Annotated in this window: 15 protein-coding genes; 8 read left to right on the forward strand and 7 right to left on the reverse strand. The window is 64.4% G+C overall.

What is annotated here, in order from left to right; all coding sequences use genetic code 11:
* The first annotated feature begins 24 nt into the window (after window positions 1–24).
* Both ACE3TQ_RS05215 and ACE3TQ_RS05220 read left to right on the forward strand, forming a co-directional pair.
* On the forward strand, window positions 25–708 hold the full coding sequence (locus tag ACE3TQ_RS05215) for a hypothetical protein (protein ID WP_374580901.1): 684 nt from the start codon (window positions 25–27) through the stop codon (window positions 706–708).
* 113 nt (window positions 709–821) lie between these two features.
* A complete protein-coding gene (locus ACE3TQ_RS05220; RefSeq protein WP_374580902.1) occupies window positions 822–1388 on the forward strand; it encodes a hypothetical protein in 567 nt (188 codons plus the stop codon).
* Here the strand turns inward: ACE3TQ_RS05220 and ACE3TQ_RS05225 are convergent.
* A complete protein-coding gene (locus tag ACE3TQ_RS05225) occupies window positions 1385–2401 on the reverse strand; it encodes a zinc-binding alcohol dehydrogenase family protein (RefSeq protein WP_374580903.1) in 1017 nt (338 codons plus the stop codon). The two genes, ACE3TQ_RS05220 and ACE3TQ_RS05225, sit on opposite strands and share 4 nt — an antisense overlap.
* Window positions 2402–2504: 103 nt before the next feature.
* On the opposite strand from ACE3TQ_RS05225, the gene ACE3TQ_RS05230 reads away from it, so the two are divergent.
* Window positions 2505–3401: a LysR family transcriptional regulator gene (locus ACE3TQ_RS05230; RefSeq protein ID WP_374580905.1), complete on the forward strand. Its 897-nt coding sequence runs from the start codon at window positions 2505–2507 to the stop codon at window positions 3399–3401.
* Here ACE3TQ_RS05230 and ACE3TQ_RS05235 read toward each other — a convergent pair.
* Complete coding sequence (locus ACE3TQ_RS05235) at window positions 3398–3625, reverse strand: hypothetical protein (protein WP_342117486.1); 228 nt, start codon at window positions 3623–3625, stop codon at window positions 3398–3400. The genes ACE3TQ_RS05230 and ACE3TQ_RS05235 overlap by 4 nt on opposite strands.
* Before the next feature lie 120 nt (window positions 3626–3745).
* Here ACE3TQ_RS05235 and ACE3TQ_RS05240 point away from each other — a divergent pair, with 120 nt between their 5' ends.
* From ACE3TQ_RS05240 to ACE3TQ_RS05250, 3 genes are read left to right on the forward strand one after another with little or no spacing between them, the layout of a single operon-like run.
* Window positions 3746–4414 carry a phosphatase PAP2 family protein gene (locus ACE3TQ_RS05240; RefSeq protein WP_374580906.1) on the forward strand — a complete coding sequence of 223 codons (669 nt, stop codon included), beginning with the start codon at window positions 3746–3748 and terminating at the stop codon, window positions 4412–4414.
* A complete protein-coding gene (locus tag ACE3TQ_RS05245) occupies window positions 4411–5313 on the forward strand; it encodes a diacylglycerol kinase family protein (RefSeq protein ID WP_374580907.1) in 903 nt (300 codons plus the stop codon). The genes ACE3TQ_RS05240 and ACE3TQ_RS05245 overlap by 4 nt, the downstream gene beginning before the upstream one ends.
* On the forward strand, window positions 5313–6122 hold the full coding sequence (locus ACE3TQ_RS05250) for a metallophosphoesterase (RefSeq protein ID WP_374580987.1): 810 nt from the start codon (window positions 5313–5315) through the stop codon (window positions 6120–6122). The genes ACE3TQ_RS05245 and ACE3TQ_RS05250 overlap by 1 nt, the downstream gene beginning before the upstream one ends.
* Here ACE3TQ_RS05250 and ACE3TQ_RS05255 read toward each other — a convergent pair.
* The 3 genes from ACE3TQ_RS05255 to ACE3TQ_RS05265 form a co-directional block, all read right to left on the reverse strand.
* Window positions 6119–6733: a hypothetical protein gene (locus tag ACE3TQ_RS05255; protein WP_374580908.1), complete on the reverse strand. Its 615-nt coding sequence runs from the start codon at window positions 6731–6733 to the stop codon at window positions 6119–6121. The genes ACE3TQ_RS05250 and ACE3TQ_RS05255 overlap by 4 nt on opposite strands.
* A gap of 53 nt (window positions 6734–6786) precedes the next feature.
* A complete protein-coding gene (gene cls, locus ACE3TQ_RS05260; protein WP_374580909.1) occupies window positions 6787–8190 on the reverse strand; it encodes a cardiolipin synthase in 1404 nt (467 codons plus the stop codon).
* A 65-nt stretch (window positions 8191–8255) separates the two neighbouring features.
* Window positions 8256–9533, reverse strand: a complete 1278-nt coding sequence (locus ACE3TQ_RS05265) for an acetyl-CoA hydrolase/transferase family protein (RefSeq protein WP_374580910.1) — start codon at window positions 9531–9533, stop codon at window positions 8256–8258.
* Between the two features lie 67 nt (window positions 9534–9600).
* Here ACE3TQ_RS05265 and ACE3TQ_RS05270 point away from each other — a divergent pair, with 67 nt between their 5' ends.
* Both ACE3TQ_RS05270 and ACE3TQ_RS05275 read left to right on the forward strand, forming a co-directional pair.
* A complete protein-coding gene (locus ACE3TQ_RS05270) occupies window positions 9601–10362 on the forward strand; it encodes a porin (RefSeq protein ID WP_374580911.1) in 762 nt (253 codons plus the stop codon).
* Window positions 10363–10403: 41 nt separating this feature from the next.
* The gene (locus ACE3TQ_RS05275) at window positions 10404–11243 is read left to right on the forward strand and encodes a branched-chain amino acid aminotransferase (RefSeq protein ID WP_374580912.1); all 840 of its coding nucleotides are present in this window, start codon (window positions 10404–10406) and stop codon (window positions 11241–11243) included.
* Here the strand turns inward: ACE3TQ_RS05275 and ACE3TQ_RS05280 are convergent.
* Complete coding sequence (locus ACE3TQ_RS05280) at window positions 11224–11817, reverse strand: DUF3617 domain-containing protein (protein ID WP_374580913.1); 594 nt, start codon at window positions 11815–11817, stop codon at window positions 11224–11226. The genes ACE3TQ_RS05275 and ACE3TQ_RS05280 overlap by 20 nt on opposite strands.
* A 9-nt stretch (window positions 11818–11826) precedes the next feature.
* Window positions 11827–12492 carry an OmpA family protein gene (locus ACE3TQ_RS05285; protein WP_374580914.1) on the reverse strand — a complete coding sequence of 222 codons (666 nt, stop codon included), beginning with the start codon at window positions 12490–12492 and terminating at the stop codon, window positions 11827–11829.
* Window positions 12493–12549 lie beyond the last annotated feature (57 nt).

Genomic DNA, 12549 nt, shown 5'->3' on the forward strand with positions numbered 1-12549 from the left:
AGGAATTGGTACCGCAAGCTGCGCATGCCGGCAGCGTACCGCGCCTACGAGCGCGCGCTGCGTGCCGCCCACGAGGAGGAGGCGCGCAGGAAGTTTTCGACCGTGCGCTACGAGGCGCGCCTGCTGGCCGCCAACAAGGCGCTGGAAGAACGCGCCCAGCGTCGCTATGACATGCCGATCGCCAAGCTGCAGCTGGAAGTGGTGGCGCTGGAAAAGCAGGTCGAATCCTGCCGCGCCCAGCTAAGCAACTTCGAGCGCCCGTTCCGCGATGAGTACCAGTTGCTGGAAGCGGAAATGGCCTTGCTCGGCGAGCGCCGCCGCCAGGCCTATGCGGAGAAGGATGCCGCCGCCATCGACGCCGTGAACGCCGAGATCGCCGAGCTGCAGAAGCGCACCAATGCCGTGCGCAACGACCTGTCGGTGCAGACCGACTTGCGCAGCCAGGGCCTGACGCCGGAAAAGCTGCGCCGCACGGTGCAGCGCTGCGAAGCGCGCCTGCAAGCCATCGCCGACGAGCAGGAAGGCTTGCGCCGCGAGAAGACCAACTACCTGAACCACTCGCCAGACCGCGCCGAGATCGACGCTATCGAGCGCGACATGCTGGCGCTGGAACGGCGCCACATCCAGTTCCTGCGCGACTTCGATGCGCCAGCTGAGCGCCGCCGCCGCGAACGCGAGCACGAGCAAGCCTGGCTCAACGGCGCCTAATCGCCCGACCTTTAATCTGCATCAAGCTTGCGCATGGTCGCACGGGCGGTGCCCTGCCTATACTTGGTCTGTCGCGCCATGCCTTCGCATGGCGGATTGTCGGGAGACGGGCCATGCGCAACCATTCCCTGAGCGGCAATATTTCGGCGCTCCTGCGCCGCTGCAAAGAACTGGAGTCGGCCATGCGGAAGGTTGGCATTCCCGCCTTCCTCGCCTGCCTGCCGCTCGCCCTGCTGGCCATGCAGTACGCCCTGATGCTGCGCGATAAGAACGCCAGTATCAGCCGCATCAGCGGCAAAATCGACGGCTGGACGGCAACGGTGCGCGAGCTGTCGGCCCATGAACTGGGCCGCAGCGAATTCATCGACCTGGACCGCAAGATGCGCGGCGACATCGAAGGCGCCTGCGATTCCATGCGCACCCTGCGCGACTTGTGCGTGGAGATTTGCACCATGTTCCGCGCGGTCGGCTATGAGTCGCGCATGCTGCAGCGCTGCTGCGATCGCTTTGACGCGGCGGTGAATGAAGCCTGCCGCCGTTCGCAACTGCTGCTCACGGCGGTCGACGAGCATGACCGGCGTGCGCTGGCGATCCGCCAGCAGGAACACGCCATCCAGCAAGCCGGTGCGGCGAGCGCCGCCGCCCATGCGGCACGCGTCGCGGCCGGCATCGAGGCTTAGAAGCCTTCCAGGACGATCTTGCCGCGTGCGCGGTTGCTTTCCAACAGGGCCTGCGCGCGCTTCAGGTTGGCCGCGTTGATGCTGCCGAAACGCTCACCCAGCGTCGTCTTCAGTACGCCGCTATCGACCAGGCGCGCCACATCGTTCAGCAGGGCGTGCTGCTGCGCCATGTCGTCGGTCTCGAACATGGAACGCGTGAACATGAATTCCCAGTGCAGGGAGACGCTCTTGCGTTTCAGCAGGCTCACGTTGACATGGGCCGGATCGTCGATCAGGGCCAGCTTGCCCTGTGGCGCCACCAGCTCGGCCAGCGCGGCGAAGTGGTGTCCGGTCTCGTTCAGGCTGGCGATGTAGTTGACCGGCGGCAGGCCGAGGCGGCGGATTTCCTCATCCAGCGGTTTGCTGTGGTCGATCACATGGTGGGCGCCCAGCGACTTCACCCATTCCGCCGTTTCCGGGCGGGATGCGGTGCCGATCACGGTCAGCCCGGTTAGCTGGCGTGCCAGCTGGACCAGGATGGAACCAACGCCGCCGGCGGCGCCGGTCACCAGCAGCGATTTGCCGGCTTCGCGCGCGGTGTCGCGGCTGGCGCCAAGGCGGTCGAACAGCAGTTCCCAGGCAGTGATGGCGGTCAGGGGCAGGGCGGCCGCTTCCGCAAAACTCAGTTTGGCTGGCTTGTGGCCGACGATGCGTTCGTCCACCAGGTGCAGCTCGGCATTGGTGCCGGCGCGGGTCAGGGCGCCGGCATACCAGACTTCATCGCCCGGTTTGAACAGGGTCACGCCGGGGCCGACGGCGCGCACGATGCCGCTGGCGTCCCAGCCCAGCACCTTGTCTTCGCCTGCGGCAGGGGCGACGTTGCGGCGGATCTTGGTGTCGACCGGGTTGACGGAAATGGCCTTGATTTCCACCAGCAGGTCGCGGCCGGTGGCCACGGGTTCCGGCAGCTCCACGTCCAGCAGGGCGTCAGCGTGGTCGATGGGCAGGGAGGCGCGGTAGGCAACAGCTTTCATGTGACAGGTCCTTCATAAAAAGTGGCGATGCATGCATCTTCGGCCATCCCGGCTTCAAGAAAAAGACTAAAATTGCGGAAATACTTTCAATGAAAAACGGAAAATGCTGCGTCTGGATGACCTTGAGGTATTTGTCTGTACGGCCGACCAGGGCAGCCTGTCGGCCGCGGCACGCGCGCTCGATATTTCGCCGGCGCTGGCCAGCGCTGCCTTGAAACGGCTGGAGGAAAGCTTGCAGCTGCGCCTGTTCGCGCGCACCACGCGCTCGCTGCGCCTGACACCGGACGGTGAGCAGTACCTGCGCCATGCGCGCGAGGCGGTGCGCCAGTTGCGCGAAGGGCATGAGGCGATCCGCCAGGGCCAGCAGGAGCTGGCCGGCTTGCTGAAGATTTCCATGCCTTCGGATGTGGGACGCAATGTGCTGCTGCCCTGGCTCGATGGTTTCCAGGCCGCGTACCCGGCCATCAGCCTGCAGCTTTTCGTCAGCGACCGTGTGGCGGATATGTACCGCCAGCCCGTCGACCTGGCCCTGCGTTACGGGAAGCTCGACGATTCCAGCCTGGTGGCCATGCCGATCGCACCGGCCAACCGGCGCGTGCTGGTGGCGTCGCCAGGCTACCTGCGGCAGCATGGCAGCCCATCCAACCTGGATGAACTGGCGCGGCACAATTGCCTGCGTTTCGCGCTGGATGACATGCTGTACGACCGCTGGCTCTTCCCCGCCCAGGGCAAAATAGTCCAGGTGCGTGGCAATCGCAGTAGTGACGATGCCGACCTGGTGCGCCGCTGGGCGGTAGCGGGGGAGGGGATTGCCTATAAATCACGGTTGGACGTGACCGCCGACCTGAAAGCCGGCCGCTTGCAGATGCTGCTACCGGATGTAATGGGTGAAGAGGTGCCGCTACATCTGGTGTGCATGCATCGCTCGCAGGTCACGCCCGTCGTGATTCGTTTGCGCGACTATTTGCGCGCCCAATATGAACAGCTGTGCGAGACTTAGTGGCCGGCTTTGGAGAAGATCAGCAGCCAGCGGCTGAACAGCAGCACTTCCAGGTGGCCTGGCTGTACGCCGGTATCGCATTCGATGATCGGGTTCACAGCGTAAAAGCGCTTGCGGAAGTCACGGCACACCAGCACTTCGCGTTTGCCGAAGCGAACCAGGAAAGACATAGGGGCATATTCCAGGCCAAAGCGGGAGCCGAAGGTGCTGTTCATCGTGGTCATGACTAATTCCTTTTGCTGTGATGTGTTTAACGAGTCATCAGAATAACACAAATACTGTATGAATCAACAGTACTGGATGAAAAATCAGGTTTTTTTGCTAATCGTTGTTTTTTGCGCACTATGAAAGATTCGATCCGCCTTCCCCTGCATTTACTGGCCGGCCTGGTATTGCTGCTGCTGTCCGCCACCTGTTTCCATGCCATTGCCGGCGCCGCGCTCGGCCCCGGCGCCCGCCTGGCGGTACTGGATGTGGCGGTGGCCCACTGGCTGCATGCACGTGCCAGCGAACCGTTGACCAGCCTCGTGCTTGGGTTCAGCCATATCCACAGCATGGCCGGCATCGGCTTCCTCTCCTTGCTGCTGGCCTGGCACTTCTGGCGGCGCCAGGCCCACTATTGGATGCTGACCCTGGTGCTGGCGGTGCCGCCCGGCATGCTGCTGAACGTGCTGCTCAAGCACAGCTACCAGCGTGCCCGCCCCAGCTTCGCGGAGCCTTTGCTGACCTTGCCCACCTATAGCTTCCCCAGCGGCCACGCGCTGGCCGCCACCGTGTTCTACGGCGTACTGGCGTGCTACCTGTGGACGCGCTGCCGCAGCGCCGCCCAGCGCATCGGCGTGGCATGCGGCGCGCTGCTGATGGTGGCCCTGGTGGCTTTCAGCCGCCTTTACCTCGGTGTGCATTTCCTCACCGACGTGATGGCGGGAGTGGCTGAAGGCCTGGGCTGGCTTGCCGTGTGTGTGACTGCGGTGTCCAGCCTGCGCCGCCATCGCGAAGGCAGGCTGGCATGAGCCGCATGGCGGTCATCGTCAACGCCGGCGCCGGCACCGGCTACGACGCGGACTGGCGCGAAACGCTGGCGCGGCGCTTCGCCGGCCATGGGCTGCAGGCCGAGGTAACGCTGGCCGACGACGCCAATCAGTTAATGGATGCGGCGCGTGCCGCCCTGGACGGCGGGGTGCGGGTGGTGGTGGCCGGCGGCGGCGACGGCACCATCAATGCCGTTGCCTCGGTGGTGCTGGATAGCGGCGCGGTGTTCGGCGTGCTGCCCATGGGCACATTGAACCATTTCGCGCGCGACCTGGGCATCCCGACCCAGCTCGACGCTGCCATTGCCACGCTGGCGGCCGGCCATGTGGCGCGCGTCGACGTGGGCGAAGTGAACGGGCGAATTTTCCTGAACAACTCCAGCCTGGGCCTCTATCCCGATATCGTGCGCGACCGCCAGCGGCAGCAGCGCCGGCTCGGGCGCGGCAAGTGGACGGCTTTCGGCTGGGCCACCCTGGCTGCGCTGCGGCGCTATCCTTTCCTCAGCGTGCGGCTGGCGCTGGGCGAGGCCGACCATGCGCGCCGCACACCCTTTGTCTTTATCGGCAATAATGAATACCAGATGGAGGGTTTCAATATCGGCGAACGGGCCTGCATCGATGGCGGGATGCTGAGCGTGTATGTGGCGCAGCGGCCTACACGCTTCGGCCTGCTCAAGCTCGCCCTGCGCGCCTTGTTCGGCCGCTTGCGCCAGGCGCGCGAGTTCGATATCTTCCAGGCGCGCGAGATGGCGATCGAGACGCGCCACCGCCGCCTGCGGGTGGCGACGGATGGTGAAGTAACGGTGATGGCGCCGCCGCTGCGCTATCGCATCCGGCCGGCGGCCCTGCCGGTGATCGTGCCTCGTCCACAGGAGGAATGATGCGAACCCTGGTCCATATCTCCGATCTGCATTTTGGCCGCGTCGACAACCAGGTGCTCGCGCCCCTGCGCCAGCTGATCGGGGATGTGCGGCCGGATGTGGTGGTGGTGTCGGGCGACCTGACCCAGCGCGCGCGCAGCGCCCAGTTCCGCCAGGCGCGCCATTACCTCGATACCTTGCCCAAACCGCAGATCGTGGTGCCGGGCAACCACGACATTCCCTTGTACAACGTGGCGGCGCGCTTCTTCCAGCCACTGGTCAAGTACCGGCGCCACATTACGCGCGACCTGGCGCCGGAGTTTGTGGATGACGAGATCGCGGTGCTGGGCCTGAATACGGCGCGCTCGCTGACCTTCAAGGATGGCCGCGTCAACCGGCGCCAGGTGGAATTCCTGCGGCAGCGCTTCGCCCAACTGCCGCGTGCTGTGACGCGGGTGGTGGTCACCCATCACCCCTTCGACCTGCCGCAGCACCTGGACCGCGATGACCTGGTGGACCGGGCGCCGATGGCGATGGAGGTCTTCTCGCGTTGCGGCGTGGACTTGCTGCTGGCCGGGCATTTGCACACCAGCCACACGCATAACACGGCCGAGCGCTACGAAATCGATGGCTATGCCGCGCTGGTGGTGCAGGCCGGCACCGCCACGTCCACCCGCAGCCGCGGCGAAACCAATTCTTTCAACGTCTTGCGTGTGGAGCACGATGAGATCCAGGTCCAGCGCTACGCCTGGAGCGAAAGCAATGCTTTCACTGTCGCCGCTACCGATGTGTTCCAGCGCCAGGGCGATGTCTGGCGCCCAGCCACCTAAATCACATTGAGTACCTTCGCGAGCAAACCGAGCAGGCCAGTGAGCAAGGCCGTCATGACGCCGAACACCAAATAGAAAGTCCTGTTAAAACCAGCGATCATGTTCTCGTTGAGCCGATCGATCCGATCATTGGTCTTTTCGAGGCCGGCATCGATCTTGTCGTTAAGCCTCTCTGTGCTGGCATCGATCTTAGTGTTGAGGGCGTTCAGACCGGCATCGATCTTGTCGTTAAGCTTCTCTGTGCTGGCATCGATCTTAGTGTTGAGGGCGTTCAGACCGGCATCGATCTTGTCGTTGAGCTTCTCTGTGCTGGCATCGATCTTAGTGTTGAGGGCACCCAGGCCGGCATCAATCTTGTCGTTGAGGGCACCCAGGCCGGCATCGATCTTATCGTTGAGCTTCTCGAGGCCATTGTCGATCTTACCGTTGAGCCTTTCCAGGCCATCATCCAATTTCTTGTCCAGCCGATCGACCTTCGTGTCGAGTCTGTCGAGCCGTTGAATAACCACGTCCACCATCACCTCCAGCCTGGTTACGCGCGTGGGGATGTCTGCATGGTGGTCGCCAGGCGCTGGCCTGTCAAGCGAAGTGGGCGGCTCGTGATCATTCATGATCCCTTCAGCCTAGCCTGTGCCGCCAGGCGCAGTTTGATGCAGATCAAAGTTCAGAGCCAGTAATCCCACACGCGCGCGAGCCATTCTTTAAGGCGCAAGGTCAGCGGGCGCTTGTTCCATGAGGCCAGGGTGACTTCGCTTGAATTGCGCAGGTCCTCCTTGAAGGCCTGTTCCATTTCCAGCCCAAACGCGTCACCCATCACAATCACGTTGACCTCGCTGTTGTGCAGGAAGCTGCGGCGGTCGATATTGGTGGAGCCGACCGTGGACCAGACGCCGTCGATCACCACCGTCTTGGCGTGCAGCACCGAGAGCTTGAGTTCGTGGATCTTCACGCCCGCCTCCAGCAGCGGCTGGTAGAACGCGCGCCCGGCATGGAACACCAGGCCGCTGTCGGACACGCTGGGCAGCACCAGCTGCACATCCACGCCGCGCCGCGCCGCATCGACCAGTGCCTGCAGGGTCTGGTCGTCGGGCACGAAATAGGCACAGGTGATATGGATCGACTTCTTCGCCTCCTGCATCGCCAGCAGCATGGCCTTGTAGATTTCATAGCGCCCCTCGGGCCGCGAGCCGAGCACGCGCACGACCTTGTCGCCCGCCGGCGGCACCTGCAGGAAATAGTTCGCATCGCGCAAGTCATCGGCATCCTGTTCGATCCAGGTTTGCACGAACAGCCACTGCATGGCCTGCACCGCCGGGCCCTCGATCCGCACATGGGTATCGCGCCAGCCGACTTCGTCTTCGCCCTTGGGGCCGGCATCGCGCGCGCGGCGCGACGCGGAACCCGAGCGGAACGGCGAGCTTTTGGCATAGGTATCGCTGATATTAATACCACCGGTAAAGCCCACCTTGCCATCCACGATCAGCATTTTGCGGTGGTCGCGGTTATTCAGCTTCCAGCCGTTGCCGCGCGTCTTGGCCGGATTCACCGGATTGAAGGCCAGCAGCCTGACGCCGCCTTCGCGCATGCGGTCGAAAAACGCCTGCGGCACGCCCAGCGTACCCACGCTGTCGTAAATCACGTTCACCACCACGCCTTCGCGCTGCTTCTGCACCAGCAGGTCGGCGAACTGTTCGCCCAGTTCGTCCTGGTCGAAGATATAGGTCTCAAAGTTGATATGGTTGCGGGCAGAGGCGATGGCCTTCATCATTTCCGCCATGGTTTGCGGGCCATCGAACAGCAGCTGCACCTTGTTGCCGGCAATGAGCGGCACACCGGTCGCCGCTTCCTCCAGCGCCGCCTGCGCTTTCAGGTCCAGGGTCGACTTGGCCCAGCGTTTCTTCAGCAGCTGTTCCGTCGTCTGGCGCGGCAGTTTGCCGGACGAACCTACCACCCGCGGCACGGTGGACGCCTGTTGCTTTGCCTGGTCGGCATCGACCTCCGGCAAAGACGCGCAAGCCAGCAGCGACCAGCTTGCCAGGAAGATGACCAGCAAATGTTTTGCCCTCATGGAAGCACCTCCGAAGGGCAGTCTAAGGCAGCGGCGACAGTTTGATTGTTCGCTGCCGAACATAGTCAGCTGTAGTGCAGGCGGGCCGCCTCGCGTCGCAGCTCAGCCCGGAAATCCGGGTGGGCAATGCCAATCAGCGCCTCCGCACGCTGCTTGGCCGACTTGCCGCGCAGCTGCGCCACGCCGTATTCCGTTACCACATAGTTGATGTCGTTCTTGCTGGTGGTCACGTGCGTGCCGGGCGTCAGGGTGGGCACGATACGCGAGATGGCGCCTTCTTTCGCCGTCGAAGGCAGCACGATAAAGGACTTGCCGCCGCGCGAACGGTTGGCCGCGCGCACGAAATCGACCTGGCCGCCGGTGCCCGAGTAGGGCAGGTGGGCCAGGCTTTCCGAACCGCATTGCCCCAGCAGGTCCACCTGCAGGCTGGCATTGATCGATACCAGCTTGTCGTTCTGCCCGGCGATATAGGGATCGTTGGTGAAGCTGACCGGATGCATTTCCAGCATCGGGTTATGGTGCATGAAGTCGTACAGCCTGCGCGAACCGAGGGCAAACGTCGCCACCATGCGCCCCGGCATGAAGGACTTGCGGCGGTTGGTCACCGCGCCGGCCTCGACCAGCTTCAGGATGCCATCGCCAATCATTTCGGTATGGATGCCCAGGTCCTGCTTGCTGGTCAGCTGCATCACCACCGCGTCGGGAATGCCGCCGTAGCCGATCTGCAGCGTCGAGCCATCCTCGATCATCGGCGCCACGTGGGCGGCAATGGCTTCCTGCACCGCGCCGATCTGCGGCAGGCCCACTTCAATCACCGGCTCGCTGCTTTCCACCACGGCCGTGACCTGCGAGATATGGATATGGCACTGGCCGTGCGCGAACGGCACGTTGGGATTTGATTCCAGCACGATCACGCGCGCCTTGCGCAGCGCCGCCATGGTGTAGTCGGCCCCCAGGCTGAGGGAGAAGTTGCCGTGTTCATCCATTGCCGAGGCCAGCGCGAACACCACGTCGGCTGGCATCTGCCCATGCTCGATCAGGGCCGGGATTTCCGAGAAGTAGGCCGGGATGAAGTCCGCCCAGCCTGCCTGGCCCGCCGCGCGCGAGGCGCCGCCAAAGAACAGCGCGCAATGGCGCACGTGCTGCGCCGTCTCCGGGTCGAAATAGCCGTACTTGCGCATGGCCAGGATCTGCGCCACCTGCACGCCGTGGAAGTTGCGCCGTTGGGCCGACAGCTCATGCAGCAGGGTGGGCGGTTCGCCCGCGCCGGTCGGGACAATGATCATATCGCCATCGCGCACCAGGCGCACGGCCTCGGCGGCACTGCAAAGCTTGCTGGACATACGGTCTCCGTTATTTGTGTTGGTGTGCGCACAGATTGCACGACCCTGCTTACCCTAAGCTGACAGTATGAAAGCTCTTGTCATCCTGCTCACATTGCCCGTGTTGGCGGCGGGCCAGGGCATCCCGACCTACAGCGCTGCGGACAAAGCGGGCGGCCTGCTGGCACGCGACCCGCTGCGCGCGACGGACCGGGCGGCCCTGTTCCCGCTGGAGAAGGATGAGACCCGGCCGCTCGACCCGCCGCAGGCCATCAGCCGGCACTGGAGCGCCAGCGCCATCTACAGCTTTGACGAATCGGCTTTCAGCACCTCGCGCAACCGTGCCTATGGCGCGGTGCTTGGCTACAAGGATGGCATGTTCAATATCCGCATCGCCCACCAGCGCAAGCGCAACCCGATCGAAGCGGTCGGCACCACCCAGCCGGTGGACCTGTCGGCGCGCAACACGCTGCTGGCCGCCAATCTCAATTTCGGCCCGGCCAGCGTGTATGCCGGCTATGGCATCAACCGCGGCGTCGGCAGCTCGCCATGGGACCCGGCCAACCCGTATGGCGCGCTGGTGTTGCCCATGCCTTCGCTCTACAGCCACGATATGCTGGCCGGCGTGTCCTACCGCAGCGGCCGCGCCACCTTCATGGCCTCCGTCATCCACAAGGACGACCGCAGCCCGCCCAACCGCGACGCGCGCCAGGCGGCCATCGGCATGACCTACGCGCTGAGCAAACGCACCGCGGCGCATGCTTCGATCTCGCACATCCGCCACCTGCACAGCGCCGAGGCCGGCAAAGGCAATAGCGCGCTCAGCATCGGCCTGCGCCATGCTTTCTGATGTGCTACATTCTTCCGCTGGAACTTTTCGCGGGGAATACAATGTATCTGACTTACTTCAATGGAAATTGGGCCGAAGGGAACGCGCCCCTGTTCGGCGCCCAGGACCACAGCGTCTGGCTGGGCTCTTCCGTCTTTGATGGCGCGCGTGCCGTGCGTGGCAAGCTGCCGGACCTGCGTCCGCACCTGGAGCGCGTGGTGCGCTCGGCCAGCAGCCTGGGCCTGGAATGCCCGCTCAGCGTCGAGGAGATGGAAAAGCTGGTGAAAGAGGGCGTGGCACGCTTCCCGGCCGATGCCGAGCTGTACATCCGGCCGCTGGTGTTCGCCACCGATGGCCTGCTGATCCCGGTTTCCGACAAAGCCTCTTTTGCGCTGACCCTGTTCGATGCGCCCTTGCCGCCATTCACCGGCTTTTCCGCCTGCCTGACGGCGCTGCGCCGCCCCGATGCCGATATGGCGCCGACCGACGCCAAAGCGTCCGCCCTGTACGCCAACTCCACCCGCGTGCTGCGCGAGGCGAAGGAACGCGGCTACGACAATGCGGTGATGTGCGACAGCCAGGGCAATGTCGCGGAATTCGCGACCGCCAACCTGTTCTTCGTCACCCCGCAAGGCAAGGTGGTCACACCGGCGCTGAACGGCACCTTCCTCGCCGGCATCACCCGCGCCCGCGTCATCAAGCTCCTGGCCGAAGCCGGGATCGAGGTCGAGCAGCGTACGGTCAAGCCGGAAGAGCTCGAAACAGCGGCCGAGATTTTTAACACCGGCAACTTTGGCAAGGTCACCCCCTGCGTGCGCTACAACGACCGCACGCTGCCGGTCGGCCCGGTGGCCAGCAAGGCGCGCGAGCTGTACTGGGCCTTTATGGAGCGGGGCGAGTAAGCGGCTTCACTTCCGGCCCCGGCTTGCTGGGCGGGGCCATGGGCGCCGGCGGCGCCACGCTGCCGCAGTCGGCGCCGAGCCAGCGGCCACTGCCTTCCACCAGCATGTTCTGCGGTTTGCCATGCGCCGCGCTGTTGACGTTCATGCGCATGCTGAAGGCCGTGTTGCCATTGAAGATCACCTGCCCATTGCCGCTCGATTGCGGACGGGCACAGGTGAAGCTGACATTCATCCCGCCCGGTACCGGCGTGCGCGTGGTGCTGCACTGGCCCGGCTGGCCGGTCGGGATGTCCTGCCGCTCGGCCATCTCCTTGGTCAGGCAGTATGTCACTTTGACCCCGCCATCCTTGCCCAGATCCATGTTGACGCCGTGGCGCGCCATCATTTGCTCGAGCGACTTGCGCTGCTCGGGCGGCATATTTCCCAGTTGCTGCTGCGCTGCCTGCATGACCGCCATGGTCTCCGGGCTGGCCGAGGCAATGCGGTTATTGATCTCCCATAGACCCGGTTTCAGGGATTGCGCCATGGCCGGCAGGGCGGCCAGGCACAGCAGCGTCATGGCGGTCTTCTTCATTGCATCTCCTTAGCCTTGTGGCGGGCGTGGCTCGGCCACATAGATTTCCACGCGGCGGTTGCGCGCGCGGCCGGCCGCATCGTCATTCGAGGCGATCGGTTCCTGTGCGCCGCGCCCTTCGATCACGATGCGGCTCGCGGCAACGCCGCGTGCGGCCAGGTAGTCGCGCGTGTGGGCCGCCCGGTCCACCGATAGCGGCTGGTTGATGGCGGTGCTGCCGGTGCTGTCGGTATGGCCGATGATGCTGACCGTGGTGGCCGGGTTGTCGTTCAGGGTGCTGGCAAAGCGGTCCAGGATGGGACGGAAGTCGGGCTTGATGTCGGAGCGGTTGGTGTCGAACGAAATATCGCTCGGGATTTCCAGCTTCAGGCGGTTATCGCCGGTCTGCGTCACCTGCACGCCAGTACCCTTGGTGGCCTGTTCCATCTGCTGCTTTTGCGCCTCCATGCGTTTCGACCAGACATTGCCGACCACGGCACCGACCGCCGCCCCCAGGACGGCGCCGCCGGCGGCGCGTTTGCCGCCGCCAGGTCCGGTTGCCGCGCCGAGCACGGCGCCCAGGCCGGCGCCGACGCCGGCACCGGTGGCAGTACCGCGCTGGGTGGCATTCATATCGGCGCAGCCGGTGGCGGCGAGGGCTGCGATCAGCAGGGCGGCCAGGGTTTTATTGGGCATGGGCTTCTCCTTTGCAAATTTTAGCGCGAAAAAAAGCGGGGCGGGAGCTGCGCCGCA

It is taken from the genome of Pseudoduganella sp., assembly GCF_041914865.1.
GTDB lineage: Bacteria > Pseudomonadota > Gammaproteobacteria > Burkholderiales > Burkholderiaceae_D > Rugamonas.

Coding starts and splice junctions, on each gene's coding strand:
- ACE3TQ_RS05215 (WP_374580901.1), top strand. CDS start 25: ATGCCGGCAGCGTACCGCGCCTACGAGCGCGCGCTGCGTGCCGCCCAC.
- ACE3TQ_RS05220 (WP_374580902.1), top strand. CDS start 822: ATGCGCAACCATTCCCTGAGCGGCAATATTTCGGCGCTCCTGCGCCGC.
- ACE3TQ_RS05225 (WP_374580903.1), bottom strand. CDS start 2,401: ATGAAAGCTGTTGCCTACCGCGCCTCCCTGCCCATCGACCACGCTGAC.
- ACE3TQ_RS05230 (WP_374580905.1), top strand. CDS start 2,505: ATGCTGCGTCTGGATGACCTTGAGGTATTTGTCTGTACGGCCGACCAG.
- ACE3TQ_RS05235 (WP_342117486.1), bottom strand. CDS start 3,625: ATGACCACGATGAACAGCACCTTCGGCTCCCGCTTTGGCCTGGAATAT.
- ACE3TQ_RS05240 (WP_374580906.1), top strand. CDS start 3,746: ATGAAAGATTCGATCCGCCTTCCCCTGCATTTACTGGCCGGCCTGGTA.
- ACE3TQ_RS05245 (WP_374580907.1), top strand. CDS start 4,411: ATGAGCCGCATGGCGGTCATCGTCAACGCCGGCGCCGGCACCGGCTAC.
- ACE3TQ_RS05250 (WP_374580987.1), top strand. CDS start 5,313: ATGCGAACCCTGGTCCATATCTCCGATCTGCATTTTGGCCGCGTCGAC.
- ACE3TQ_RS05255 (WP_374580908.1), bottom strand. CDS start 6,733: ATGAATGATCACGAGCCGCCCACTTCGCTTGACAGGCCAGCGCCTGGC.
- cls (WP_374580909.1), bottom strand. CDS start 8,190: ATGAGGGCAAAACATTTGCTGGTCATCTTCCTGGCAAGCTGGTCGCTG.
- ACE3TQ_RS05265 (WP_374580910.1), bottom strand. CDS start 9,533: ATGTCCAGCAAGCTTTGCAGTGCCGCCGAGGCCGTGCGCCTGGTGCGC.
- ACE3TQ_RS05270 (WP_374580911.1), top strand. CDS start 9,601: ATGAAAGCTCTTGTCATCCTGCTCACATTGCCCGTGTTGGCGGCGGGC.
- ACE3TQ_RS05275 (WP_374580912.1), top strand. CDS start 10,404: ATGTATCTGACTTACTTCAATGGAAATTGGGCCGAAGGGAACGCGCCC.
- ACE3TQ_RS05280 (WP_374580913.1), bottom strand. CDS start 11,817: ATGAAGAAGACCGCCATGACGCTGCTGTGCCTGGCCGCCCTGCCGGCC.
- ACE3TQ_RS05285 (WP_374580914.1), bottom strand. CDS start 12,492: ATGCCCAATAAAACCCTGGCCGCCCTGCTGATCGCAGCCCTCGCCGCC.